The sequence below is a fragment of the Trinickia sp. NRRL B-1857 genome (genome assembly GCF_050470685.1).
Taxonomy (GTDB): Bacteria; Pseudomonadota; Gammaproteobacteria; order Burkholderiales; family Burkholderiaceae; genus Trinickia.
Genome location: NZ_JBFLUK010000001.1, coordinates 211,462 through 237,724 on the forward strand (window position 1 = coordinate 211,462; position 26,263 = coordinate 237,724).

Here is a 26,263-nt window from a genome sequence, read left to right on the forward strand (position 1 = left end):
AGGCGGTATTCGAGGTCTAATTCGCTCCCTGCGCGCAGCCGATCGCGAGCGTCACTTGTCGAAAATGTAATCGTCGGCACGTACTCGCCGAGTGAGCCGCCGGAATGCGAAGGTGAAGCCGGGCCATAGCGCCGTGTTTCTGCCTCGCTTGGAGAGATACCAACTGCGGCAGCCGCTCGACCAAACAGTCTTACGAAATGCCTGCTGTATCCGCTCGTTGAACGCATGCTCCACGGGTTCGCGCACTTGCATCGTGCGAGCGCCGCGCCGGGTGAGCGCTCGCAAGCAACTCGCGATGTAGGCGATGTGCGACTCGATCATGTAGACCATCGAGTTGTGGCCGAGACCGGTGTTGGGGCCGATCATCATGAACAAGTTCGGAAAGCCGGCGATCGTCGCGCCTAAATACGCTTGGGGTCCCTCATTGCGCCAGCGCGCATCGAGGTCGGCGCCCTGCGCCCCGAAAATCGGGAACGGCGCCCCTGCATCGGCCACCTGAAAGCCGGTACCGCAGATGACGACATCGACGCGCCAGTGGCGGCCGTCCTCGGTTACTAGGCCGTCCTCGACGATTTCGCGTATCGGCACTGTAATGACATCGACGTTCGGCTGCGTGAGCGCCGGATAGTAATCGCTCGATAGCAGGACGCGTTTGCAGCCGAGCAGATAGTTGGGCGTGAGCTTCGCGCGCAGCACCGGGTCTTTGACGCGCCGTTCGAGGTAGTTCGACGCGAAGCGCATCGGCGCTTGCATCCACCGGGGATTGACGATGAAGGCGAGGGCGCGTGCCTCGTGACGCCAATAGATCGACCAGCGCGCGAGCCGTTGCGCGAGCGGCAAGACGCGAAATGCGCGTTTCGCGCGTTCGCTGATCGGTCGATCGCCCCGAGGCATGATCCACGGCGGGGTGCGCTGAAATACATTGAGTTGAGCCGCGTGCCGCTGGACGTGCGGGATGAACTGCACGGCGCTCGCACCGGTGCCGATGACGGCCACGGTCTTGCCCTCGAGCGAATACGCGTGGTCCCAGCGCGCAGAATGAAAGCGTTTGCCGCGAAAACGTTCGAGCCCGGCGATCTCGGGCAACGCCGGACGCGAGAGCGGGCCGTTTGCCGCGATGAGGACGTCCGCTTCGATCGTTTCGCTCGTCTCGGACGCATCGTTTCCGGCTTGCTTCGTCGATAGGTCGAGCCGCCAGACGCATGCGTCGTCGTCGAAGCGCGCCGCCGTGACGCGCGTGTTGCAACGGATTAGCGGCGCGATGCCGTATTCGTGCGCGCAACGCTTCAGGTAATCGAGAATTTCCGGCTGCGAGGCGAACGTGCGGGACCACGACGGGTTCGGCGCGAACGAAAACGAGTAAAGATGCGAAGGGATATCGCACGCGGCGCCCGGGTATGCGTTGTCACGCCAAGTCCCGCCGATGTCGGCCGCCGCTTCGTAGACCGTCAACGAGGCGACACCCATGCGCCGCAGCCGAATGGCCATGCCGATGCCGGCGAACCCGCTGCCGACGATCGCCACGCGCAGCGGGATCTTGCTCGAACCGCTCACGCTCAGTTATCGCTCCATCCACCGGAGTCGTTGTTGCCGAAATCGACATTGCCGTCGCTGCCGCCGCCGTCGTTCCAGTCGTTCGAGCCCTGGCCGAAATCGATGTTCCCGGCATCGCCGCGCTCCGCGGCGCGGCGGCGCGCTTCGTCGTCGTCGATGTACACGTCGCGCTCAACCACGCGATCGCGGCCATGCGACAGCGCCTCGCCAAGCAGCACGCCGGTCAGCAAGCCGCCCATGCCGCCGCCGCCTTGTTGAACGACGATCGGGGGTTGTTGCTGCATGGGGTACGGTTGCTGCGCACCGTACGGCGCCTGCTGTTGCTGAAGACGCTCGGCTTCTTGCGCATAGGCGGAGGGGCCGGCCCCCGGCGTTTGCGCGTTCGGATCGGGCCGGCCTTCGGCGCGAGCCCGCAGGCTATCGAGTTGACGAGCGAGATCGTCGAGCTGGTAGGCCGGCACCGGATTACCGTTGTTGGATAGCGATTCGACGAGCGCACGGAGTTGGTTTTCGACGTTTTCGATCTCGCTTGCGAGCGTTTCATGGCCGGGTGCGGTCGACAGCCGTGCATCGAGTTTCAGCGAACGGGTGGCGTTGAGCAACTCGGTGGCGCGCTTCAGTTGCGCGCGGCGCTCCTCGTCGGCGCGGCCGTCTTCATTCGAGCGGGCCCGGCGCAACGTCCAGCGCAGGATCAACACGACGCCGACGATCAGCACCGCGAGCACGATCCACATCCCGATCGACGGTCCGCGATGCGTCGGCGCGGGTGCCGAAGGCAGCGCGCTTGTGAGCGCATTGCCGCCGCTATGCGTGCTCGGCGTGGGCGCGCTTGTCCGGGTTGCCGCCGAGCGAATACGGGCCTCGACTTGCGCGAAGCGCCCCGGGCTCGTGAAACGCATCTGCGGATCGAGCGTCTTGGCTTGCTCGATTTGCGCGAGCGCGTCTGGGTACCGGCCCTCGCTCTCGAGCACCTGCCCGTACAGATAGTGCGCGTGCGCATTGTTCGGGTGAGCCGCAAGCACTTGCGAAAGCTCGGCATCGGCTTGCTGCCAACGACCCTGCGCCATCGCGCGCTCGACTTCGGTGACGCTCGGCACGGCCAACGCCGCGCTCGAAACGAACATCAGGGCGAGCCCCAAAGCTGCGAGAAATCTCTTCATTGCCTGAACCGGGCGAACCGCGCCCGTCTCCATAACCATCGACCTGTTCGAGCGGACAAGCCGAGGCGGCCCGCCCGCATCGCCATGCGCTATTGCGCCGGCGTATTCGAATTCATCTGCTTTTTGAGCGCTTCGAGACGATCCTCGACCGAAGGGCCGCGATCGAGCGCCGCGAGCTTATCTTCGAGCGCCTTGCCCGACGACGTATCGGCCGAATTCAGCCGTGCATCGGAGCGCGCGTTGGAGAGCGCGACCTTGTCTTCGAGCTTGCGGAAGTCCTCGGACAGGTTCTTGCCGCCGATGCCGCCAAGCGCGGTCGCCGCAACGTCCTTCGCTTGCGAAATCTCTTGTTTCGCCTGAAGAATGTTCGAGCGCGCATTCAGATCGTTACGGCGCTGACGCATATCGGCGATTTGGCTCTTGAGCTGATCGACGGAAGGCTCGAGCGTGGCGAGTTCCTTAGCCAGCGCATCGCGCTCGGATTCGGCGTTCGCTTGGGCTGCCAATGCTTCGCGCGCGAGCCCTTCGTCGCCGGATTGCAGCGCGCGCTTCGCGCCGTCCTCGTACTTCTTCGCTTTCTCGGCAGCGGCGTCGCGCTTGCTTTGCTGCATGGCCACTTGCGCCTCGATTTCGATCAACGCGTTTTCGGCCTTGCCGATGCTCTCGTCGAGCTCGCGTACGATCTGACGCGCGTCGCGCGAAGGGTCCTGCACGGAATCGGCCGCATCATTGAGCAAGCCTTTGACGGTACGCGAAATAGAGTCGAACAACGACATGAAAACCTCCGTGAAATTAAGTCGGCGCCGAGCGCGAGCGTGTGGCCGTTCGTCAAGTACCGATGTCTACATGCTACGCCGCCTTGCTGTGGGCGGCGCGGCGTAGCCTGCCCAAATGTCGGGGCGCGCGGTGCGATTGCAAGAGATGCGTCGCGATCGCTTCCTATTTTTTACCGCCCGCGGATAGTACAACAGCCGTTCGTTAAAGCCCGCTTAAATCGAACGCGCCGCCGTCGCTCGGCGACGGCGCTTCGACGGCCGCATTATGCGACGGTTCACGCCAAACGGCCGGTTGCCGCGCTCGCCTCACCGTGGCCGGGCACGGGTTCCGTTTCGGCCGCACCGGCAGGCGCTTCGTGCGCGATCACGCGGGCAACGAGCGCTTGCGTTTCCAAATCGAGCTGCTCGTCGCTCGGCGCGTCCGCCTGTTGCGCTAGGGCCCGTGCAACCGCGGCGGCCACGGGCGGTGCGGGGGGCTCGTTTGCGAGCCTGTCCGGCGCAGAGCTTGGCGCATTCAGGTCGTTCGACGCCGAATGCGAGTGCGCATCGCCTGCCGGCCGGCCTTGCGCGAGGCGTCGTAGCGTATCGTCTGCACGAGCGGCACTGGCCGCGCCGAGCCGATCGACGAGTCCCGCTGCGCGCACCTCCTGGCCCGTATCGTCGAAGGCGAGCACCGCACGGCGTACGAGCTCGCTCAAACTAATGCCCATGCGCGCAGCGCGAGCCGCGAGCACGCGCTTTTGCGCGGGTGTGACGAAGTCGACGAGGCGTTCGCTGGGTGCGTTCATGGTCGGCTCGCAAGGAGGGCACGCGCGGCGCGGCGCGCGCAGGGGCGATATTCGCCATCATAAAGCGGCGCGCTGCCTCGAAACGTAAGCGACAGCGCAATCCGTGCCCGATCAATGACTTGGGCGCGTTTTCTGGACATTCTCCACAGGTCTTTCAACATTTTCTGTTGATAACTTCCGACTATCGGGCGAATCTGCCGCTTTGGGTTAATTCTTACAAAAAAATTCCGATGCGGTCGCGGCGATTTCATTAGAATGCGCTGTTGGCCCGTCCCCGGCGGTTGAGCCGGAGCACGGCCGACCACACGACTACTACGAGTTGCGCAGCGGATACCGCCTGCGCGAGTAAGGCGCTGAGAGCCGCGCCATTCATGCCGTCATGCCTATTATCAAACGACCGCCTTCCGCCGACCGTCCGGTCGACGACCGAGAACCTTCCCGATCCGCTCCCGATAGCCGCCGCTCCCTCGGCACCCGCATCGCGTTGACCTTCGCGGGGCTCGTGGCCGCGCTAGCCGTGGTCGGGGCGCTGATCGTCGGCTACGCGTTGATTGTCATGGCGCCGCAGTTGCCCTCGCTCGACGCGCTGACCGACTATCGCCCGAAAGTCCCGTTACGCGTCTATACAGCCGATCACGTGCTGATCGGCGAGTTCGGCGAGGAGCGGCGTAGCCTCGTGCGGTTCCAAGACATCCCGGACATCATGAAAAAAGCGGTCCTCGCGATCGAGGACTATCGCTTCTACGAGCACGGCGGCGTCGATTTCGTCGGGATCTTGCGTGCCGGCACGACCGATCTGATGCATGGCGGCGCTTCGCAAGGCGCGAGCACGATCACGATGCAGGTGGCGCGCAACTTCTTCCTTTCGAGCGAGAAGACGTACACGCGCAAGATCTACGAAATGATGCTCGCGTATAAGATCGAACGCGCGCTCACGAAAGATCAGATCCTCGAGCTGTACATGAACCAGATTTATCTGGGCGAGCGCGCCTACGGCTTTGCCGCGGCGGCTCGCGTCTACTTCGGCAAGGATCTGAAGGACATTACGGTGGCGCAGGCCGCGATGCTGGCCGGGCTGCCGAAGGCGCCGTCGGCCTATAACCCCATCGTCAATCCGAAACGCGCGAAGATCCGGCAAGCGTACATCCTGAAGCGGATGTTCGAGCTCGGCTACATCACGCAGCCGCAATACGACGAAGCCGTCAAAGAGCCGATCCATACCAAGGTCGCCGGCAACGAATACAGCGTGCACGCCGAATACGTCGCCGAAATGGTGCGGCAGATGATGTACGCGCAGTACAAGGACGAAACGTACACGCGCGGCTTGACGGTCACGACGACGATCGACTCGGCCGATCAGGACGCGGCCTATCGCGCCGTGCGCAAGGGCGTCATGGATTACGAGCGCCGCCACGGCTATCGTGGGCCCGAGGGCTTCGTCGAGTTGCCCGCGGCGGGCGATCAGCGCGACGAGGCGATCGACGACGCACTCGCCGATCACCCCGATGACGGCGAACTCGTCGCCGGTGTCGTGACCGATGCGAGCCCGAAGCAAGTGACGGTGCAATTCGTCGACGGCGGGACGGCGCAAGTGACCGGCGAAGGTCTGCGGTTCGCGGCGTTTGCACTCGGCGCGCGCGCGTCGCAGCAACAGCGCATCCGCCCGGGTTCGATCGTGCGCTTGATGCCCGACGCGAAGGACAACTGGCAAATCACGCAACTGCCGCAGGTCGAAGGCGCGCTCGTCTCGCTCGCGCCGCAAGACGGTGCCGTGCGGGCACTCGTGGGCGGGTTCGACTTCAACAAAAACAAGTTCAACCACGTGACGCAAGCGTGGCGTCAGCCGGGCTCGAGCTTCAAGCCGTTCATCTACTCGGCATCGCTCGAAAAGGGCCTCGCGCCCGCGACGATCATCGACGACGCGCCGCTCTATTTCCCGCCGAGCACGCCGGGCGGTCAACCGTGGGAGCCGAAGGACGACGATCATCCGGAAGGGCCGATGTCGATGCGCGTCGCGCTCGAGAAATCGAAAAACCTCGTTTCGATCCGGATCCTGTCCTTCATCGGCACCAAGTACGCGCAAGACTACGTGACGCAGCGTTTCGGCTTCGACGCCGACAAGACGCCGCCGTATCTGCCGATGGCGCTGGGTGCCGGTCTCGTCACGCCGTTGCAGTCGGCAGTGGCGTATTCGGTGTTCGCCAACGGCGGCTATCGCGTCAATCCCTATCTGATCGCCGAAGTCGACGATGCACGCGGCCAGGCGATTTCGAAGGCCCAACCGATCGTCGCGGGCCGCGATGCGCCGCGCGCGATCAGTGCGGGCAACGCCTACCTGATGAACAGCTTGCTGCATTCGGTGGCGACCGCCGGCACGGGCGCGGGCACCAACGCGCTCCATCGCTCGGATCTTTCCGGCAAGACCGGGACGACGAACGACGCGAAGGACGGCTGGTTCGCGGGCTATCAGCCGACGCTCGTCGCCGTGGCATGGATGGGCTACGATCAGCCCAAGAGCTTGGGTAGCCGAGAGTTCGGCGCTCAGCTCGCGCTGCCGATTTGGGTCGAATACATGGGTCGTGCGTTGCGCGGGGTGCCGGATCAGCCGATGCCGATGCCGCAAGACGTGGTGTCGATCGACGGCGAGGTCTATCTAGCCGACAAGGTGCCGGGCAACGGCTTCTTGGCCAGCATCGGCATGGATTCGGGTACGGCGTTGGCCGGCGGCGCCAGCGACGCGAGCGCTGCCGTCGGCTCGGTCGGGCCGGCCGGGATGGCCGCGCCGCCGCCTGACGTGACGCAGCAAGAGCAAAAGCAGATCCTCAATCTCTTCGAGGACAACCGGCCCTAAGGCTCGGCGCATCCGAGCGCCGCTCGCTTGCGTACATCGGACAGATTGCTTCGCGCGATGCGACGGAGGGGCAGATGGACGAGAGCAAAGTGGGCGGCGCCGACATGCCGCTCGAGAGCGGCGCGAGCCGGGCCGGCATCGCCGGCCAGATCGTGCTCGTATTGCAGGGCGGCGGGGCGCTCGGTGCTTATCAGGCGGGCGTCTATCAAGCGCTGCATGACGCGGGTATCGAGCCCGACTGGGTCATCGGTACGTCGATCGGCGCCATCAACGGCGCGATCATCGCCGGCAATCCGCCGGAACATCGCTTAGCTCGGCTCGATGCCTTCTGGTCCCGCGTCGCGGCGGCGGGCGGCGCAACGTCAGGATGGCTGCCGACGTTCGACGATTGGTGGCGCCGCGCGTCGATCTTTCTGCAAGGCATCCCGGCGTTTTTTACGCCGTCTCCGTACGCATGGTGGGCGTTGAATACGCCGCTCGGACGAGAGCATGCCGCGTTCTATACGACGCAGCCGCTGCGCGAGACGCTGCATACGCTCGTCGATTTCGACTACCTCAATGCGCGCAACGTCCGGCTGACGGTCGGGGCCGTGCACGTCGCGCAAGCGCGGATGCATTACTTCACGAATCGCGATGCGCCGCTCACGGTCGAACACGTGATGGCATCGGCTGCATTTCCGCCTGGTTTTCCATCGGTGCAGGTCGACGGCGAATCGTATTGGGACGGCGGCATCTATTCGAATACGCCGCTCGAGGCCGTGCTCGACGATCGGCCGCGGCGCAGCTCCGTGATCTTTGCGGTGCAGCTTTGGCCGGCGAACGGGCGGGAGCCGGAGTCGATCGTCGAAGCCATGGTTCGTCAGCGCGACATCCAGTATTCGAGCCGCGCGCAAAGCCATCTCGAACGGCAGCGGCAAATCCATCGATTGCGCCATGTCATTCGCGAACTCGAGCAATACATTGCCGAGCCGATGCGCGATCAGCAGGCCGTGCGGGACTTGCTTGCTTGGGGTTGCGGCACGACGATGCAAGTGGTCGAACTCGATGCACCGAGCTTCGGCGATGACGATCTGCACAAGGACATCGATTTTTCTCCGCGCGGAATCGAGCGTCGGCGTGCGGCCGGTTACGACGATACGCGTGGCATGCTCGAACGCGCGCCATGGCGCGAGACGATGGATCCGATGGAAGGCATCGCCGTTCATCGCGCCGCGCCCGGCGCTTGAGCGTATCGAGATTTCTACGATTCGGCGCTTCGATACGCGAAGTGATGCAAATCGTGCGCGGTAGAAAAATCGTTGTGCGGACAACCGCTTAGGATCATCGCCCCAAGCTTATCAACAGGTCTGTCAACACAATCTGGGGATAACTGCCGACTCGTCCGCGGTGCTTCGGTCTCGACATCGGCGCTCCACGCGTGCCGCGCGGCGGTTATCTCGCCGGCAATGACGGTTTTCGACAGTCAACTCTATGTCGCGTTCCGAGGCGATGGCGGTAGCAACGTTTATTACGCGTCGACCACTGAAATCGACGATATGAACAGTTGGTCGGCGACACAAATGGTGCCGACCGGTAGTGCCGAGACTAGCGAAGAATGGATATATCGCGTACCAAAAGACGGTGAGCGGACTGCCATTCGGCCTCAAGGGCCCGAGCGGAGAGCTTTTCTGCGTCTGAAGCCTCGCAGCGCTCACTGTCGCGGTGCCTGCTCCAGTTGTGCGGCAAACGTGGCTGGATCGGTATTCGAGCCGCTCAGCAACACGCCGACCCGCTTGCCTTGCAGCGTTTCGCGCAGCGGGCCGAGCAGGGCGGCCAGCGGCGCTGCGCAGGCAGGCTCGGCCGCGATCTTCAGGCGCGTGAATAGCTTTGCCATCGCGTCGCGCAATGCATCGTCCGAGACGGTGACGATCCGATCGATATGACGGCGGCATAGCTCGTAGCTGTATTGCTCGGTATGCGGCGCCGCGAGCGAATCGGCGATCGTGTGCATGGCACCCATCTTGACCGTATGGTTCGCGGCAAAGCTCTTGCTCATCACGTCCGCGCCTTCCGGCTCGACGCCGAATACGTGCACGCGCGTATTGGCGAGGCGCAGCGCGGTCGACACACCGGCGGCGAGTCCGCCGCCGCCGATCGGCACGATCACGGCGTCCAGATCGGGCGTCTGCGTGGCCCATTCGTAGCCGAGTGTCGCGGTACCGAGCACCGTTCGATATCCATTGAACGGATGGACGAAGAAGCGGCCTTCCTCCGCCTCGATACGGCGGACCAAATCGAACGCTTCGGCGAGCGTATCGGCCAGGACGACTTCGGCGCGATACTGTTGACACAGTGCAAGCCGCGCTAAGGTCGTCGTGCGCGGTACGACGACTTTCGCGCTGACGCCGAGCCGCATCGCGGCATACGCCACGGCCGCCGCGTGATTGCCGCCCGACACGCACGTCACGCCGGCACTGCGTTGCGCAGCATCGAGCGCAAGCAGATTCGTGAACGCACCGCGTACTTTGAAACTGCCGCCGGCCTGCAACAGTTCGAACTTGAAGTTGACGGACGTGTCTTCGAGCGACGGGAAATCGTGCCGCTCGAACACGGGCGTGCGCAATACCCAGGGCGTTAGCGCGAAGTGCTGTGTCGCGATCGCGTCGAGCGTCGGGATCGGCTCTGCGTCGATCGTTCGGTTCGAGGGCTGTGGGGTAGCGGTGGACATGGCTTGGAGCGTTCGGCGCGCTATGCTTGCGTACCGACCGACATGCTGCGAATGAATTTGCGCAGAAACGCTTCGCATGCCGCGAGTTGCGCAATCTCGACGTATTCGTTCGGCTTGTGCGCCTGCTCGATGTCGCCAGGCCCGCAGACGATGCTCGGCACGCCGGCGCGTGCGAATAGTCCCGCTTCGGTGCCATAGGCGACCTTGCGCGTTTCGCGATTGGCGGTCAAGGCTCGTACGAGTTCCGTGATGGCGGCTTGTTCCGATGCGTCGAGGCCCGGCGCCGCGGCGATCTTCGTGAACTCGATGGCGGCGCTGGGATGCTCGCGACGCATTTGCGGTAGCAGCGTCTCCTGTGCATAGCGCTCGATGCGCGCGAAGATCGCCTCGGGGTCGAGCGTCGGCAGGTTGCGGAATTCGAACGCGAAGCGGCATTGCGCGGGCACGGTATTGATGGCATTGCCGCCTTCGATCGTGCTTGTTTGCGCCGTCGTGAACGGCACGTCGTAGTGCTCGTCGAACGGGCCGTCGCGGCGCATCGCATCGGCCAAGTCGCGGATATGGCAAATGAGCCGCGCCGCGTACTCGATCGCGTTCAATCCCTTCGGGGTCAGCGAAGAGTGGGCCGCGTGGCCGCTCACGCAGCAGCGATAGGCATTGATGCCTTTATGGGCCACGATGGGGCGCATGCTCGTCGGCTCGCCCACGATGCATCCTTCCGGCTTCAAGCCACGCGAAACAAGCTCGTCGATCATATACGGCGCACCGGCGCAGCCGATCTCTTCGTCGAACGAGAGCGCGAGGTGAATCGGCTTCGCGAGTTTCGCCGCTCGCATCTCGGGTACGAGCCCGAGTGCAATGCCGATAAAGCCTTTCATATCGCACGTGCCGCGCCCGTAGAGCCGAGCGTCTCGCACCTCGGGCTTGAACGGATCGCTATCCCAAGCTTGACCGTCGACGGGCACGACGTCCGTATGCCCGGAGAGCACCACGCCGCCGTTCGTCGTCCCGTCGTGCGCCGGGATCGTGGCGAATAGGTTCGCCCATTGTCCACGGTGATCGTGCGTGAGCGTCGCGACGATGCCTTGCTCGGCCAGCCCATCGCGCACCATCTCGATGAGACCGAGGTTCGGGACGCGGCTCGTCGTATCGATGGACACGAGCCGCTGGACCCACGAGAGGCCGAGCGGCGAGAGTTCCGTGTAGGCGGGAGAGGCCGAAGCGGGCCGGGACGAAGAAGGAGAGGAAAGCGGTGCCGTTTCAGCAGCCTGCGACATGATGAAGCTCCAGCCTTTAAGTGGCTCCGATCATACCGAAAAAAAACGAGAAGGGCCTCGGCGGCGGCATCCTTCTCGTTTGTGCACTGCGCCATCGGGCGGGGCTCAGCGCGCTGTCGCCCCCGCGCTTTGCCGTGCCGGCGCCCCCAGCGCGCGCAGCGATTCCTTCACGGTCGCGAGCCGCACGGACAAGTCGGGACTGCGTGTTTCGATGCGCAGTTTGTCTTGCCCCGCGAGCTTGATGTTCTTGTTCTTTTGCACCATTTCGATGATGCGCATCGCGTCGATCGGCGGGTTCGGAACGAACTGCAAGCTGATGGCGGCTTCCCCCGCGTCGATCTTCGAGATACCGAGCGGTTTCGCGGCGAGCCGCAACCGATGCGTTTCGACGAGGGCATGCGCCTGCGCAGGCAGCTTGCCGAAACGATCGATCAGTTCCTCTTGGATGTCGTCGATCGAATCGCTCGTTTCGCAACTGGCGAGACGCTTATAGATCGAAAGCCGCTCTTGCACGTCGCCGCAATAATCGGCCGGCAAAATCGCCGGCGCGTGCAGGTTGATCTCCGTCGTGGCCGCGAGCGGGGCCGTCAGGTCGGGCTCTTGTCCGTTCTTGAGCGCCTTCACGGCGTCGGCGAGCATATCCGAATAAAGCTGGAAGCCGATTTCGTGGATCTCGCCCGATTGCTTGTCGCCGAGCACTTCGCCGGTACCGCGAATCTCGAGATCGTGCATCGCGAGATAAAAGCCCGAGCCCAGCTCCTCCATTTGCTGGATGGCCTCGAGCCGGCGCTGCGCTTGCTTCGTCAGTCCTTGCGGATCGTGCACGAGCAGGTACGCATAGGCTTGGTGATGCGAACGCCCGACGCGGCCGCGCAATTGATGGAGCTGCGCGAGACCGAATTTGTCGGCACGGTGAATGATGATCGTATTGGAGCTCGGCACGTCGATGCCGGTCTCGATGATGGTCGTGCACAGCAAGACGTTGGCCCGTTGCGCCACGAACTCGCGCATGACGCGCTCCAACTCGCGTTCGTGCATTTGACCGTGCGCCACGGCGATGCGCGCCTCGGGCACGAGCGCTTCGAGCATGGCACGGCGGTTCTCGATAGTCTCCACTTCGTTGTGCAGGAAGTAGACTTGCCCGCCGCGCTTCAATTCGCGCAGCATAGCCTCGCGAATGACGCCGTCTTCCTCGCGTCGCACGAACGTCTTGATCGCAAGCCGCTTTTGCGGCGCCGTCGCGATGACCGAAAAATCGCGCAGCCCTTCGAGCGCCATGCCGAGCGTACGTGGAATCGGAGTGGCCGTCAGCGTGAGCACGTCCACTTCCGCGCGCAACGCTTTGAGCGCTTCCTTCTGGCGGACGCCGAAGCGGTGCTCTTCGTCGATGATGACGAGCCCGAGACGCTTGAAGCGCACGTCGGAGGAAAGCAGCTTGTGCGTACCGATGACGATGTCGACCGACCCGTCGTTGATTTGCGCGACGGCGGCGTTCACTTCCTTCGTCGATTTGAATCGCGAAAGCTCGGCGATGCGCACGGGCCAATCGGCGAAGCGGTCGCTGAAGGTTTGCGTATGCTGCTCGGCGAGCAGCGTCGTGGGCGAAAGCAGCGCGACTTGCTTGCCGGCCATCACGGCGATGAAGGCGGCGCGCAACGCTACCTCGGTCTTGCCGAAGCCGACGTCGCCGCACACGAGGCGATCCATCGGTCGTCCCGTCGTCATGTCGCCGATGACGGCTGCGATCGCGGCGGCTTGGTCGGGCGTTTCCTCGAAGCCGAAGCTTTCCGCGAATTTGGCGTAATCGCGCGGCTCGAGCTTGAACGCGTGGCCTTCGCGCGCGGCGCGGCGCGCATAGAGATTGAGCAGCTCGGCAGCCGTATCGCGAATTTGCTGCGCCGCCTTGCGCTTGGCCTTTTCCCACTGGCCCGAACCGAGCGCGTGCAGCGGGGCGCTTTCGGGGTCGGCGCCGCTATAGCGCGAGATCACATGCAACTGAGCGACCGGCACGTAGAGCTTGCTGTCGCTCGCGTATTCGAGGTGTAGGAACTCGGTTTCGCCTTCGCCGAGGTCCATCGTCACGAGGCCCATATAACGGCCGATGCCGTGCTGGGCATGCACCACGGGGTCGCCGACCTTCAATTCGGACAGGTCGCGCACCATCGAATCGACGCTGCTCGCCTGCTCTTGTCGACGGCGGCCGGCGCGGCGTGCAAGGGCGCCGTAGAGCTCGGTTTCCGTGACGATCGAGATGCCCTCGCCGGGCAGCGAGAAACCGTTCGTCAGCGGCGAGACGCCGAGCGTGAAGCGCGCGTCGCTCGTCAGCCAATCCTCGAAGCTGTCGATCGACTCGGGGCGCAGGCCGTGTTCGGCCAGAAGTTGCGCGATCGTCTCTCGGCGGCCCGCCGATTCAGCCGCCAACAGCACGCGCCGGCCGCTGCCCTCGATATAGCGGCGCAGTGCGAGGACGGGGTCGTCGGCGTGCCGGTCGATCGCCAGCATCGGAAGCGCCGTCGACCACGCGCCGTCGCCGCCCGCGGGCAAGACCAGACGCGCGAACGGTTTGGCGAGCGTGTAGAAATCGTCGTCGGACAAAAACAGGCGCTGCGGCTCGAGGATCGGTCGTTCGCGATCGTGCGAGAGGAAGCTGTAGCGCTGTTTCGTATCGGTCGTAAACCGGCGGATGGCGCCGTCCAAGTCGCCGACGAATGCGAGATGGGCATCCGCGGGCAGATAGTGAAAGAGCGTGGCCGTTTCGTCGAAGAAAAGCGGCAGGTAATACTCGATACCCGCCGAGGGCACGCCGTTACCGATGTCCTTGTAGATCGACGAACGGCTCGGATCGCCTTCGAACACCTCGCGCCAGCGGCTGCGAAATGCCGTGCGTGCCGCTTCGTCGAACGGAAACTCTCGGCCGGGCAGCAGGCGTACGTCGCGCACCGGGTACAGGCTGCGCTGCGTGTCCGGATCGAACGCGCGAATCGAATCGACTTGATCGTCGAAGAGATCGAGCCGATACGGCAGCGGCGAGCCCATCGGAAACAGATCGATCAGCGAGCCGCGTACGCAGTATTCGCCCGGGCGCACCACCTGGCTCACGTGCTCGTAACCGGCGAGCGTCAATTGCGCTTTGAGCTTTGCCTCGTCGAGCCGCTCGCCTTGCGTGAACGAGAACGTGTAGGCGGCCAGAAATGCCGCGGGCGGCATGCGGTACAACGCCGTCGTGGCCGGCACCAGCAGGATGTCGCAGCGTCCTTCGCCTAGGTCGTGCAGCGTCGCCAGCCGCTCGGACACGAGATCTTGGTGGGGCGAAAACGTGTCGTAGGGTAGCGTTTCCCAGTCCGGCAGCAGCCGAACGCGCGCGTTGGGTGCGAACCAGGGGATCTCTTGGGCGAGGCGCTGGGCGTCGACGGCGCTGGCGCAGACGACGGCGAGAAGCGGTTGCCGCTCTTTAGGCGGCGACCCTTGCGGTTGCTGGCCTTGCGTCGCGTGCAGGCGCGCAGCTTCGCTGTAGCGCGCGATCAGCAGGGCGTCGGACGAGCCGTGCGTGCCGTCGAACGCGAAGCGTTGACCGGCTTTGACGAGTGCGAGCGGCAGATTGGACGAGGCTAACGAGGGATCGGATTGCGGCATGACGAAGGGCGTGCGGCCTTAGCTTGAACGTGGCGAAAGCCCGCGGCGGCGGGGTTTCGAGCGCCGGGCCTCGCATCGATCGCAAACGAGATGCCCGGAACAAAGCGCCTATTATAAAATCCGTCGTCCATTTTTGACTGGCGGCCCAGCAAGGCCCGACTCCGACCTCGTGACTTCCCGCTTTTTCGCACTGATTCCCTGCGCCGGCACCGGCAGCCGTTCCGGCGCGCCGATGCCCAAGCAATACCGCTCCGTGGCAGGGCGCGAGCTGCTGCACTTCACGCTGGCCGCCTTCGACGCCTGCCCGGAACTGGCGCAAACGCTCGTCGTGATTTCGCCCGACGACACCCATTTCGACGCTGGGCGTTTCGCGCCGCTGCGTTTCGACGTGCGCCGTTGCGGCGGTGCGTCGCGGCAAGCGTCGGTGCGAAACGGGCTCGATGCGCTCGGCGAGATGGGCGCCGGCGACGACGACTGGGTGCTCGTGCACGATGCGGCGCGCCCCGGTATTACGCCCGAGCTAATCCGTTCGCTGATCTCGGCTTTGGCGGACGACGCCGTGGGCGGCATCATGGCGCTGCCCGTTGCCGATACGCTCAAGCGCGTCGATGCGGCAAGCGGCGACAGGATCGCGCGCACCGAAGCACGCAACGGCCTATGGCAAGCACAAACGCCCCAGATGTTTCGCATCGGTATGTTACGCGAGGCGATCGCACGGGCCGAGCGCGACGGGCACGACCTCACCGACGAGGCGAGCGCCATCGAGTGGCTGGGCCATGCACCGCGTCTCGTCCAAGGCAGTTTGCGCAATTTCAAGGTTACGTATCCGGAAGACTTCGCGCTCGCCGAGGCGATCTTGACGCACGATTCACGCCGCTGATCCGTTTGATCCGCTCATGGTGGGGCCGCAGCGGCCCTCGTCATCCCTTATTACTCAACCGCGGCCAGCCGGCCGCGACAGCAGCGAGACTTGCAAATGAATTTCAGAATCGGACAAGGCTATGACGTCCACGCACTCGTCGCGGGCCGCCCGCTCATCATCGGCGGCGTAACGGTGCCTTACGAGCGGGGCCTGCTCGGTCACTCCGACGCAGACGTGCTGTTGCACGCCGTGACGGACGCACTTTTCGGCGCGGCGGGGCTGGGCGATATCGGCCGCCATTTTCCCGATACGGACGCGCGCTTCGCCGGGGCCAACAGCCGCGTGCTCCTGCGCGAGTGCGCCGCGCGGTTGAAGCAAGCGGGCTTTACGATCGTGAACGTCGACAGCACTGTGATTGCACAAGCGCCGAAGCTCGCGCCTCATATCGAGGCGATGCGGGCGAATATCGCCGAGGATTTGGCGCTGCCGCTTGCAAGCGTGAACGTCAAAGCGAAGACGAATGAAAAGTTGGGCTATTTGGGTCGAGGGGAAGGGATCGAGGCGCAAGCGATCGTGCTGTTAGATCGGCCGGACCGAGCGGTCTGATATCAATGCTCGAGCGCTCGTGGCCGCGCCGAGCGAGCCTGGCACGAGACCGCGTGGGCGTTAGCGGTTCTATTCGAGAATAACCATTTCGAAGCGGCGGCTTGTCCACGCCGCCGTGCGATGCGTAGGTGGCCATGCGCAACTCGGCCCCGTTGCGTTTGTATTGCGCGCGCCCGAGGCGGCACTATTTGATAGTGATCGCAGCGTTTCGTGCATCCCGATCTTGATTTCAAGAGTCGCGGGCTATGCTGACTTTGCTACTTAGTCGATTCGCCACTCATTTGAAAATGCGAAGAATATTCGATGGATATTGCTATTACGATTTTGCACGCAAGGAGCAAAAAATATATGGTCGGCGATATTGAGTCGAGAATTTGTTTGAGCTCTGAATGATTTTTTTGGAATATTCGTGCTACCCAGGAGGAGGTCGAGAACTATACATTTAACTCGACGATAGATGACATGGGTCGATTTATTGGGGGTTAGAGCGGTTCGTTGAAGCAACCTAACCCGATTATAAGGGATGCAGATCTCCGTGATTTTATATTCAGTCGCGCCCCTAACTTAAGTGTCGGCAATCCAGCGAAAGATTGTCCAATTCAAGTCGCCCAAGGGGGCATGAAGCTTAATGTCAATGGAGATATGCCGATTTTCGGATACGACGATTCGAGCGGTGACAGTCATTGGATATTTGCGCTCGTTGGTTGATCAACAGGGCAACGAGCAGCCAGTGAATAAAAATTCCGCCGATGGGGCTGCCATGCCTCCGTGCCAGTCGTGCCAGTCGTGCCGGGCGGAACGCCTCGCGCCCCTCCCCAACTAGCAGTGATTTCATCGTAAGTGTTTAAAGCCCAATCTATTTGGGTTGGACGGCGATGTCATGCGTTTCTTGTTATTGACGCCGAGGGCTGGGGGGCTATGCTGACTGCGCGGGGCCGAAAGTTTTTCACGAACCCACCCCGGTGAAAACTTAAAGGAACTCTTATGTCTGTCGAGGTTTCAATCCAACATGTCAGCTCTGGCCTCTACTTGTGGGAAATGAACGACACTATCGTTTTGTTCGATAATCCGTATCCCTGGTCGCTTAACGCTACGGCTCAAGATGTCATTGACTATGCGTTCCAATCGCCGATTCTTGGCCAATATGGGTGGATAGGCAGCGCCACCGGTACTCTGGACATCCAATCGCAGGATGACCTCGCTCTCGTGAGCACCGATGATTTTCTATTCAGCCACTTCCTTGGCGCCGACTGGGGTGGTGCGGCAACCGGTTACCCGATCCAAGTTTATCAAGGCGAGCTAGAAATGCTGCTTAATGTCACCCGCGATAAGCCGATAAAGCCGGTTTTCGGGGAGTCCCCTTTTGACCCTTACAATGGTTGGGTATTTACCTATCTTGTTGGTAGCTAACTTCTTCTGATGCCGTATTGTAGTTTAAGTGGCGATTTAAACGGGCGAGCCCCAAGGCTCGCCATTGATCGTTCGCGCCATCCTGCTCGCTTAGTCAAGGGATCACTTGCCTTCCGCCGCTATAACTTGCGCCGCGGCATTCACGACCGCCGCGATTCGACCCACATCGCGCAGTTGCTGCACTGACATCCCTTGCTCATTCTTGAGCAACGCAAAGTGCGACTTTACACAGAAGTGGCACTTGCCGACGATCGATGCCGCGAGGGCATACATCTCGAAGCGACGCTTATCGATGCCGCCGTGCGACGCATAGGCGCCCATGCGCAGTTCAGCACGCTGCGTTTTCAAGTCGGCGTCGTCGGCCATCTCGACGAACGGATACCAGACGTTGTTCATACCCATCAGCGCCGCCGCCGTTTGGGCGCCGTTCAATTCCTCGGGTGTCAGCACGCCGCCGTGGCGAATGGCCTCGACGATGGTCCGGCACTTCGCCGCGAAAGCCGCCGCCAACGCGACGCCGACCGCATCGTTCCCTTCGAGCGAGGAGCGCGCGATCGTGCCGTCCAGGTTCAAGCGAATATCTTTCGCGTAATCGGGGATACATGCCTTAATCGAATTCACGAAATCCATCGTTTTCTCCTATGGACGTACCGATAAAAAAGCCCGCCGGCTCGGTCAAACCATGGCGGGCTTCGAGGCGGGGTTGCGATTACAGCGTCGAGCCGCCGACCGCGCGGTTGCAAGGGCACAACTCGTCCGTCTGCAAACCGTCCAGGATGCGCAGGATCTCTTGGGTGTTGCGGCCTACGTTGAGGTTGTTGACGGAGACGTGTTGGATCGTATTGTCCGGGTCCACGATGAACGTCGCGCGCAGCGCCACACCCGCTTCCTTGTCACGTACGCCGAGTTGATCGATGAGCTCGCCCTTGACGTCGCCGAACGCGTAATGGTTCAGCTTGTCGAGATCCTTGTGCTCGCGGCGCCACGCGAGCTTCACGAACTCGTTATCGACGCTGCCGCCGAGCAGCACGGCGTCGCGCTCTTCGAAATCCTTTTGAAGCTTGGCGAATTCGACGATTTCGGTTGGGCAAACGAACGTGAAATCTTTCGGATAGAAATAGATGATCTTCCACTTGTCCGGGAAGGATTGCTCGGTGATCTCTTCAAACGCCGACTGACCGTTTTCTTCGTGATGGTTGAAGCCCGGCTTGGCGGCCGTGACGGTGAACGCTTCGAGTTTATCGCCCACGGTTTTCATGCGGTGACTCCTAGGTCTGGTTGAAGAAGGGTGAGACGTTGTTCAAAACTACCTGCTCGCTGTAACGAATTCGTTACGCCGCAACTCCTAAAAATATTTGGCTATCGTATTTTCGTCGACATAGAAAATAACTAACCATTCGGGCAATCCGTTCCCGCGGTGCGGACTCGGATTGTTCTGGGGCCGGTCGCCCCCAAACGATTCGGGGGAGGACGGCCTAGCTGCTCTTGGCCAGCGGAAAGTCAATCGTGACTTCGAGCCCGGGGCCCGGGGTACGATTGCGCAGCTTGAGCTGCCCGCGATGGCGGCTCACGAGGCGCTGGACGATAGCCATGCCGAGGCCCGTTCCGTTGGCCTGCGTACGCGCCGAATTGACGCGGTAAAACGGACGGGTGACGAGGCCGATTTGGTCTTCGGGAATACCGGGGCCCTCGTCGAGCACGGAAAGCTCCGCGCGCGAGTGGGAGACCCGGGTTTCGACCATGATATGCGGGATGCCGTCCGTTTCGCTGATGCCGTATTTCCTCGCGTTCTCAAGCAAGTTGCCGACCACACGGCGCAAGTCGGTTTCGTCGGCCTCGATGACGGCCGACTCGGCGAGACGGACCGTGAGCTGCACGCCGTCTTCGCTGGCCAGGCGCGCGGCCATGTCGCCCGCCACGATGGAAAGATCGACCGGCCGCGAGAAGTGCTGCGGCGGACGGGCGTAGTCGAGGAAGCGCCCGATAATCGAATCCATCTGTTCGATGTCGTCGATCATGGCGTCTTTCGTCGCTTGATCGGACGGGCTCATTTCCGTCTCGAGCCGCAGCCGTGCGAGCGGCGTGCGCAAGTCGTGCGAAATGCCGGCAAGCATGAGCGCGCGGTCGGCCTCGAGTTGCTCGAGGTCGCGCACCATTTGATTGAAGCTGCGATTGGTCTCGGCCGCGACGCCGAGGCCTTGCTCGGGCAACGGTTCGGGCGCTTGCCCCAAGCCGACTCGCCGCGCGGCGGCCGCGAGGCGCGCGAACGGACGATTCACGAGGCTCGTGATGAACGCCGCGCCGAATAGCGAGAGCGCAAGCGCGAAAATGCCCCAGCCGGCCCATTGCAGGCCCGTGACGTTATCGAGCTGATCGCGATCGAGGGCCACCCAGTAATCGTCGTCGTCGATCTTGAAGCTGATCCATACGCCCGGGATGTCGTTGACCGATTGCGCGATGACGGTATCGTCGCCGAGCCGGCCGCGGATATCGTGTTCGATAAGGCGGTTCAGCGATTCGTCCGGTTGCAGCGTGAATTTATCCGTGCTCTCGCGCGGATAAACGCGCACGCCCTCGTTGCTTTCCAAGTCTTGGAGCAACGCCCGGCGCAGATCGGGATCGGAGTAGAGCAGTGCGGTGCGCGTGAGCTTCACGACCGCGACGAGCTGCAAGGCCACGCGCTGCGCGCGCGGCTCGCGTTCGATTACGCGAAAGCTTTGAAACCACGCGGCAAGGCTGACCGCGATGAGCAGCGCGATCAACAAAAAGGTGCGCCAAAACAGGCCCCCGAATGCGTGGGCGAGAAATCGCCGGTTAATGCGCATGAGGACCTATCGTGGCGTGCGAAGCGATACGGCGTACGTCACGCGGAGCCGTCGGGAATGAACACGTAGCCGAGGCCCCAGACCGTTTGAATGAAGCGCGGGCTGCTGGGATCGACCTCGATCAACTTGCGCAAACGCGAGATCTGCACGTCGAGGCTGCGATCGAACACTTCGTATTCGCGGCCGCGCGCGAGCTCCATCAGCTTCTCGCGCGACAACGGTTGGCGCGGATGGCGGGCGAAGACTTTGAGCACCGAGAATTCGCCGGTGGTGAGCGGGATCTCCTGGCCGGCCTTCGTCAGCGTGCGCGTGGCGAGGTTCAGCGCGAAGTCGCCGAACTCGAACACTTCGGCCGTCTCCGACGGGGCGCCCGGGAGCTCCGACGGCGACTGGCGCCGCAAGACGGCGTGAATGCGCGCGACGAGCTCGCGCGGATTGAAGGGCTTCGGCAGGTAGTCGTCCGCGCCCATTTCCAGGCCGACGATACGATCGACGTCTTCGCCTTTCGCCGTCAGCATGATGATGGGCGTGCGATCGTTGCTGCCGCGCAGGCGGCGGCAGATCGACAGCCCATCCTCTCCGGGCAACATGAGATCGAGCACCAGCAAGTCGAACCGCTCGCGCACCCAAAGCTTGTTCATCGCCGGCGCGTTTTCCGCGACATAGACGTTGAAGCCTTGCTCGCCGAGGTAGCGGCGCAGCAGATCACGCAAGCGGGGGTCGTCGTCGACGACCAGAATCTTCGAGGGGTTTTTCGTTTCCATGGGCGGCATCTTAGCGCGATTGCAAAGGGGGACGCGAAAGTGCGATTTATCGGGTTACAGACAGTTACAAAATTTACCCGTGTTGATGCGCGTCGTAAACGGTCCGCACATAAACTTCTTCACTGATAGCGGCTGTTCGGTGGATACTTCATCCCATTAACACCTCTTCTCTCGCGCTCGATGATGGATCGAGCATCAGTACACGTAATTCGAGGTAGCCGGTTGCCGCATGACGAAGGGAACAAGATGACGGTGGGATACGCGGTGCCGCGCATGCGAGCGCGGATCATCGCGGTTGCCATCGCGGGCGCTGTCGCGAGTCTGGTCGTTGCCGCCGACGTGCAGGCGCAGCCGCCGCTGCACGTGCGTCGCGCCGAGCCGTCCCGTTCGTTCCATCATCGTTACTTGCCGTCCGAGGCCGCCTCTCATTCCACGCCGGCCAGTGCGCCGCCGCCCGCACCCATCGTCCGTACGGCCTCGTCCCCCGCCGAATTCGGCGAGCATCAGCGCGACGGTCACATGACGGTCGAAGAGCGCCGCCTGTTGCGTCAGCATATCGAAGACGCGGTGCGCGAGCTCTATAAGCGCTAACTGACATTCGAGACTCAAGCGTAGCGTGGGGACGAAAACGTTTGCCGCGCTCGCGGCGCACGATGGTCGGCGCCGGTTCGTTCGTCCGATATGGCGCTCATCGCGAACCGGCTACGCTATCAACGTTTGCGTGCCGCTCGCCAGGCAATCCAAAGCTTACGTATCGGCGTCAACGCAATGCGTTGATGCAGTACTTGGAAGTCGTCGCGCTCGATCTCCTCGAGCAGCGCCAGCGCCATCGCCGCTTGTGCCTTCAACGTCCGCTGCGTCGCCCGCTCGGGGGCCGGAATGCCGCCGAGCGCGGTATGCAGCGCTTCGCGCGCGCGATTGGTTTGAAAACGCATGAGCTCCGAGAACGCCGGGCTGTATCTGCGATTGACGATCTCGGCCGCGGTTACGCCGAAGCGTTGCAACTCGTCGATCGGCAGATAGATGCGGCCATGGCGCGCATCGTTGCCGAGTTCTTGAACGAACTGCGCGAGCATGAGCGCATTGCCGAGCGCCGGGGCCCATTCGTCGACGCGCTGAGTTTCGCGCGCGGTCGCGCGCGCCACTGCCGCGGCAAACGAGCCGCCGACGCGTTCGATGTAGCGAGCGAGATTCGGGAAGTCCAAATACCGCGCTTGGTCCAAATCCATTTCGAAGCCGGCCACGAGCGTGCGCAACATCGGCGCTTCGGCTTCGATGTCCGCGCAATGTTTGACGAGCGCGTGCGAGACCGGATGCGACGGTTGCCCTGCGCTCAGCGCAGCCGCCTCCTTCTGCCACCAAGCGAGCTTGGTGCGTCCGACCGTCGGATCGCTCGTGTCTTTGACCGTCTCTTCGAGTTCGCGGCGCAATGCAAAGAGTGCGGTCAGAAATGGTTGCCGCGCCGCGGGCGCTTGCCGCAGCGCGTAATACGCGCTCGAACCGGCAGGGGCAGCCTTTTGCGCGCAGTATTCGTCGAAATTCTGGGGGGCTGAAATCGGGGGCTGTGACACGGCGAGCAAACGGGAAGATCGGCGAAATCGGTTTATCGGCAAGCAGGCTACGCGCCGCGCGCGTCCAAGGCGCCATCGCGGCGATGCGCTTCGGTGCGGATACTACCTCAGTTTCGCTGCCTCGACCGAACGTGGCTTCGGCCCGGCCGCCCGTCGTTCCCTGTCGACCTTAATGCGGGCGTCGCGTGACGGCCTTGACCACCGAGTTGCCACGTTCGGTCAAACGCAAACGGTGACCCGAGGTCATTTCCTCCAATGCAACGAGTTGGCTCTCGACGAGCGAGGCGAGATCGTCTCGATCGAGGTCGTCCAAGGCCCGCGGCTCGCCCACGAGCAGCAGCGCGGCGAATTCGTGCGGACTGAGCATGTTTTTCCTCCGTGGCGGATCCAATGGCATGTGCTATCAAGATAGAACGTGTCCGGCGGATGGCACCGCGCGAATTGTCGCAGGTGCCGAATGGGGCGCCGCGGCGCGCTATGCTGACGATATTCATATCAAGTCGTGACCTATCCGATGTCGATCGGAATCGCGAAGCCGGCGCGCACGGCGCGCCCAACATCGAAGCCTGAGGCGGCCAAGCCGCCGAGGGGAAACAGCATGATGAAGATCAGCGAGCCGCTCGGGCGCGGCGAATCGAAGCAAGCCTCGGGGCTGCCGTTGTTGCGGCTCGGCTTCCGTCCCTTCTACCTGGGCGGTGCACTGTTCGGCTTGGTGGCCGTCGCGCTATGGCTTGCCGCGCTGCATGGCGCCGCTGCCGCGGGGCGGGGCGCGCTATCGGGCGTCGCCTGGCATGTGCACGAAATGTTGTTCGGATTCGTCGGCGCAATCGTTGTCGGTTTTTTGTTGACGGCGGTGCGGGCTTGGACGTCGCTTCCCACGCCCACGGGCGCGTCGCTCGGCGCGTTATGGCTGCTCTGGGCGGCGGGACGCGTGCTCGTTTGGACAGGGCCCGAACCGGCGGCGGCGATCGTCGACGTCGCGTTTTTGCCGGTCTCGGCCATCGTCTTGCTGCGCGTTCTGATTGCAGCGAAAAATAAGCGCAATATGTTCTTGGCGGCGGCACTCGGGTTATACGGGCTGCTGAACGCGTTATTCCATTGGTACGCTTGGGACGGGCGCCTCGATCTCGCCTTGCGTGTCGCCTACGCGACCACGGGCGTCATCATCATGTTCGTTTCGGTCATCACGGGCCGCGTGGTGCCGATGTTTACGACCAATGCGATCGCAGGGTTCACGCTCAAGCGCTGGAAGTTCGTCGACAACGGCTCGGCGGTCGCGCCGCTCGTTACGATGCTCGTCGATGCGCTCGGTGCGCCCGCCGTACTCGTGGCGGCGTGCGCGCTCGCAACCGCGTTCTTGCATGCGGCCCGAATTTTCGGATGGCGTTCATGGCGCGTGGGGGCTCGGCCGATTTTGTGGATCTTGCATGTCGCATGTCTATGGATCCCGATCGGATTTGCGCTGCTCGCATTGAGCGCGGCGGGATCCGTGTCGCATTCGTTGGCCATGCATGCGCTGACGGTCGGCGCGATCGGCGGCGCAATCGTCGCCATGATCACGCGAACGGCGCTGGGACACACCGGGCGCAAGCTCGTCGCAGGTCCCGTCGAAGTGGCCGCCTACTGGCTGATGATCGCCGCGGCGCTGGCCCGTGTGTTCGGGCCCATGGCATTTGCGGATGCATCCGCCGTATGGATCGACGTCGCCGGCGGCTTATGGTGCGCGTCGCTCGTGATTTATCTGGTTCGCTACGTTCCTTACCTCGGTTCGCCGCGAATCGACGGCAAACCGGGTTGAATCGGATTTAACGATTCGGTTTAGAACGCATGCTCGCCGGTGCGCCGTCCGCGCCGGCGAGCCAGCCTAGTGTTCCCAAGCGAGTCAGCACCGGTTGCCAAAAATCGACTCGTTGCATCCTTTCACGCGGGCTTGCCGCGTCGATCGCGATGCAGATCGACAATTCCGACAGATCCATCGGCTCAGCCTCGATCGTTTGCCGATGCAGTACGGCTTCGTCGGCATCCGACGGTTCGTCGCGCACTTTCGCGCGCTCGCGCAGTCGCTCGATGAGCAGCGCAAGCGGCGCAACGACATCGACGATCGCCACAGGCGCCGCGTGCCGCCCGGCCAGCTCGATAAATTGCAATCGGTGAGCGTGCTTTAAAAAGCTCGCGTCGACGATGACGGGAAGGCCGGCCGCTAGCAGCGTGTCGGCGAGGGCGGCGAGACGTCCATAGTTCGCGTCGACCGCGGCGCTCGAATACGCGGTGGCCGGCATCGGCTCGCGAGAAGGGGCGGCAAACGGCGTCGCGCTGCGTTTGCGTTCGACGTCGCTGCTGACGACGATGGCGCCTACGAAAGGGGCCAGTTCGTGCGCGACAACCGATTTGCCCGAGCCGGAGAACCCATGGCAGAGCACAAGGGAAACGGGGCGCGCCGCGCTCAAGCGTTCGGCGAGCGCCAAGTAGCGCACGGCTGAAGCCGGGACCGTCCGTGCCCCGGGATGGCCAGGCGCTTTCAAGATCGACACCAGCGCCCTCACGAGCGCGCGATAGATGACATAGCACTTGAGCGCGCGCAGGCCGTCGTAGTCGCCCGTGGCAAACAGCCACCGGTTGACGAGCCGCGTGGCCAGATCGCCCCGGCCATGCGCGAGCAAGTCCATCACGAGGAAGGCCAAGTCGGCGGTGACGTCGATCCAACGCAGCGCCGGAGAAAATTCGACGCAATCGAAGAGCGCAACGTCATTGCCGCGACGAACGATATTCTCGAGATGGAGATCTCCGTGGCATTCGCGGACGAATCCCCGAGCGCGGCGGCGCTCGAAGTGCTCGCTAAGCGTTTCGGCGAGTCGCCGTTGCGACTGGGCGACGGTCTGCGGCAAGCAGCCTGGCGCCTCGCGTTGAAGGCCGAGAAGAACATCCTCGATTTGCCCTTGAATTTGCTCGGCCGATCCGAAGCGCCGATCCGGTGAGCGCGCATTCGCGCGGCGATGGAAGGCAGCGATGCGCTCGGCGGTTCGTTCGATTTCGGCTTGCCGTAGGACGCCGCGTGCGGCGCGGCTGCTGAGAAGGTCGCTTTGGCGAAAGCGCCGCATCTTGACCGCATAATCGACGATCGGATGCCCGTCGGCGAAGCGGCAGGTGCCCGGCGTGCCCGTCAGTTTCACCACGCCGGCGTAGAGCGGGCGCGCGAGCCGCCGGTTTAAGCGTACGGAATCGACGCAAGCGCGATAGCGCGTATCGAGCCGCGTGAAGTCGACGAAGCCCAGATCGACGCGCTTGCAGCGCTTATAAGCGAAAGGCCCGGCGAGGTAAATGATCGATATATGCGTTTCCATTCGTCGCAAACGGCCCGTGCGATGGGCATAAGCGCCGGGCGCCCGTAGGGCCCGCTCGAGACGGGCAAGCTCGGTCGCCGTCAATCGCACGTTGCGTGCGCGATCGCGCAGGCGTGGAGCGTGTGCTGAGCGCATCGA

At 63.1% G+C, this 26,263-nt stretch carries 21 protein-coding genes; 7 read left to right on the forward strand and 14 right to left on the reverse strand.

The features are described from left to right. Window positions 1–51: 51 nt before the first annotated feature. From AB1286_RS01035 to AB1286_RS01050, 4 genes are all read right to left on the reverse strand, one after another. On the reverse strand, window positions 52–1,554 hold the full coding sequence (locus AB1286_RS01035) for a flavin-containing monooxygenase (RefSeq protein WP_430361513.1): 1,503 nt from the start codon (window positions 1,552–1,554) through the stop codon (window positions 52–54). A gap of 2 nt (window positions 1,555–1,556) precedes the next feature. Then, entirely contained in the window at window positions 1,557–2,714 is a 1,158-nt protein-coding gene (locus AB1286_RS01040; protein ID WP_430361514.1) for a tetratricopeptide repeat protein, read from the reverse strand. A gap of 89 nt (window positions 2,715–2,803) precedes the next feature. Then, the gene (locus tag AB1286_RS01045) at window positions 2,804–3,490 is read right to left on the reverse strand and encodes a PspA/IM30 family protein (RefSeq protein WP_430361515.1); all 687 of its coding nucleotides are present in this window, start codon (window positions 3,488–3,490) and stop codon (window positions 2,804–2,806) included. A 275-nt stretch (window positions 3,491–3,765) separates the two neighbouring features. Then, on the reverse strand, window positions 3,766–4,278 hold the full coding sequence (locus AB1286_RS01050) for a hypothetical protein (protein ID WP_430361516.1): 513 nt from the start codon (window positions 4,276–4,278) through the stop codon (window positions 3,766–3,768). A gap of 379 nt (window positions 4,279–4,657) precedes the next feature. Between AB1286_RS01050 and AB1286_RS01055 the strand changes: the two genes are divergently transcribed. Both AB1286_RS01055 and AB1286_RS01060 read left to right on the forward strand, forming a co-directional pair. Then, window positions 4,658–7,129, forward strand: coding sequence for a penicillin-binding protein 1A (locus AB1286_RS01055; protein WP_430361517.1), 2,472 nt, complete (start codon window positions 4,658–4,660; stop codon window positions 7,127–7,129). A 74-nt stretch (window positions 7,130–7,203) separates the two neighbouring features. Beyond that, window positions 7,204–8,355, forward strand: a complete 1,152-nt coding sequence (locus AB1286_RS01060) for a patatin-like phospholipase family protein (RefSeq protein ID WP_430361518.1) — start codon at window positions 7,204–7,206, stop codon at window positions 8,353–8,355. 464 nt (window positions 8,356–8,819) lie between these two features. Here AB1286_RS01060 and AB1286_RS01065 read toward each other — a convergent pair whose 3' ends face one another. The 3 genes from AB1286_RS01065 to mfd form a co-directional block, all read right to left on the reverse strand. After that, complete coding sequence (locus AB1286_RS01065) at window positions 8,820–9,836, reverse strand: threonine/serine dehydratase (protein WP_430361519.1); 1,017 nt, start codon at window positions 9,834–9,836, stop codon at window positions 8,820–8,822. Between the two features lie 20 nt (window positions 9,837–9,856). Then, window positions 9,857–11,113 (reverse strand): acetylornithine deacetylase, encoded by a 1,257-nt coding sequence (argE, locus tag AB1286_RS01070; RefSeq protein ID WP_430361520.1) that lies wholly within the window; start codon window positions 11,111–11,113, stop codon window positions 9,857–9,859. A gap of 105 nt (window positions 11,114–11,218) precedes the next feature. Beyond that, entirely contained in the window at window positions 11,219–14,746 is a 3,528-nt protein-coding gene (gene mfd, locus AB1286_RS01075) for a transcription-repair coupling factor (protein WP_430361521.1), read from the reverse strand. Between the two features lie 169 nt (window positions 14,747–14,915). Here mfd and ispD point away from each other — a divergent pair, with 169 nt between their 5' ends. The 3 genes from ispD (at window position 14,916) to AB1286_RS01090 (ending at window position 17,624) form a co-directional block, all read left to right on the forward strand. After that, window positions 14,916–15,626 (forward strand): 2-C-methyl-D-erythritol 4-phosphate cytidylyltransferase, encoded by a 711-nt coding sequence (gene ispD, locus AB1286_RS01080; RefSeq protein WP_430361522.1) that lies wholly within the window; start codon window positions 14,916–14,918, stop codon window positions 15,624–15,626. A gap of 96 nt (window positions 15,627–15,722) precedes the next feature. After that, complete coding sequence (ispF, locus tag AB1286_RS01085; protein ID WP_430361523.1) at window positions 15,723–16,214, forward strand: 2-C-methyl-D-erythritol 2,4-cyclodiphosphate synthase; 492 nt, start codon at window positions 15,723–15,725, stop codon at window positions 16,212–16,214. 984 nt (window positions 16,215–17,198) lie between these two features. Beyond that, complete coding sequence (locus AB1286_RS01090; protein WP_430361524.1) at window positions 17,199–17,624, forward strand: hypothetical protein; 426 nt, start codon at window positions 17,199–17,201, stop codon at window positions 17,622–17,624. 102 nt (window positions 17,625–17,726) lie between these two features. Here the strand turns inward: AB1286_RS01090 and AB1286_RS01095 are convergent, their stop codons facing one another. The 4 genes from AB1286_RS01095 to ompR form a co-directional block, all read right to left on the reverse strand. Beyond that, a complete protein-coding gene (locus AB1286_RS01095; protein WP_430361525.1) occupies window positions 17,727–18,254 on the reverse strand; it encodes a carboxymuconolactone decarboxylase family protein in 528 nt (175 codons plus the stop codon). A 79-nt stretch (window positions 18,255–18,333) separates the two neighbouring features. After that, window positions 18,334–18,882 carry a peroxiredoxin gene (locus tag AB1286_RS01100; RefSeq protein ID WP_430361526.1) on the reverse strand — a complete coding sequence of 183 codons (549 nt, stop codon included), beginning with the start codon at window positions 18,880–18,882 and terminating at the stop codon, window positions 18,334–18,336. 217 nt (window positions 18,883–19,099) lie between these two features. After that, on the reverse strand, window positions 19,100–20,449 hold the full coding sequence (locus tag AB1286_RS01105) for an ATP-binding protein (protein WP_430361527.1): 1,350 nt from the start codon (window positions 20,447–20,449) through the stop codon (window positions 19,100–19,102). 38 nt (window positions 20,450–20,487) lie between these two features. Next, complete coding sequence (ompR, locus tag AB1286_RS01110) at window positions 20,488–21,222, reverse strand: two-component system response regulator OmpR (RefSeq protein ID WP_408646954.1); 735 nt, start codon at window positions 21,220–21,222, stop codon at window positions 20,488–20,490. Between the two features lie 237 nt (window positions 21,223–21,459). On the opposite strand from ompR, the gene AB1286_RS01115 reads away from it, so the two are divergent. Then, window positions 21,460–21,804 (forward strand): hypothetical protein, encoded by a 345-nt coding sequence (locus AB1286_RS01115; protein ID WP_430361528.1) that lies wholly within the window; start codon window positions 21,460–21,462, stop codon window positions 21,802–21,804. Between the two features lie 119 nt (window positions 21,805–21,923). Here AB1286_RS01115 and hpnD read toward each other — a convergent pair whose 3' ends face one another. Both hpnD and AB1286_RS01125 read right to left on the reverse strand, forming a co-directional pair. Next, entirely contained in the window at window positions 21,924–22,784 is an 861-nt protein-coding gene (gene hpnD / locus AB1286_RS01120; protein WP_430361529.1) for a presqualene diphosphate synthase HpnD, read from the reverse strand. A 169-nt stretch (window positions 22,785–22,953) separates the two neighbouring features. Then, window positions 22,954–23,151 (reverse strand): hypothetical protein, encoded by a 198-nt coding sequence (locus AB1286_RS01125; RefSeq protein WP_430361530.1) that lies wholly within the window; start codon window positions 23,149–23,151, stop codon window positions 22,954–22,956. Between the two features lie 234 nt (window positions 23,152–23,385). On the opposite strand from AB1286_RS01125, the gene AB1286_RS01130 reads away from it, so the two are divergent. Then, a complete protein-coding gene (locus AB1286_RS01130; protein ID WP_430364950.1) occupies window positions 23,386–24,582 on the forward strand; it encodes an NnrS family protein in 1,197 nt (398 codons plus the stop codon). Between the two features lie 7 nt (window positions 24,583–24,589). On the opposite strand, the gene AB1286_RS01135 is transcribed toward AB1286_RS01130, so the two are convergent. Then, window positions 24,590–26,260, reverse strand: coding sequence for an AAA family ATPase (locus tag AB1286_RS01135; protein WP_430361531.1), 1,671 nt, complete (start codon window positions 26,258–26,260; stop codon window positions 24,590–24,592). Window positions 26,261–26,263: the final 3 nt, after the last annotated feature.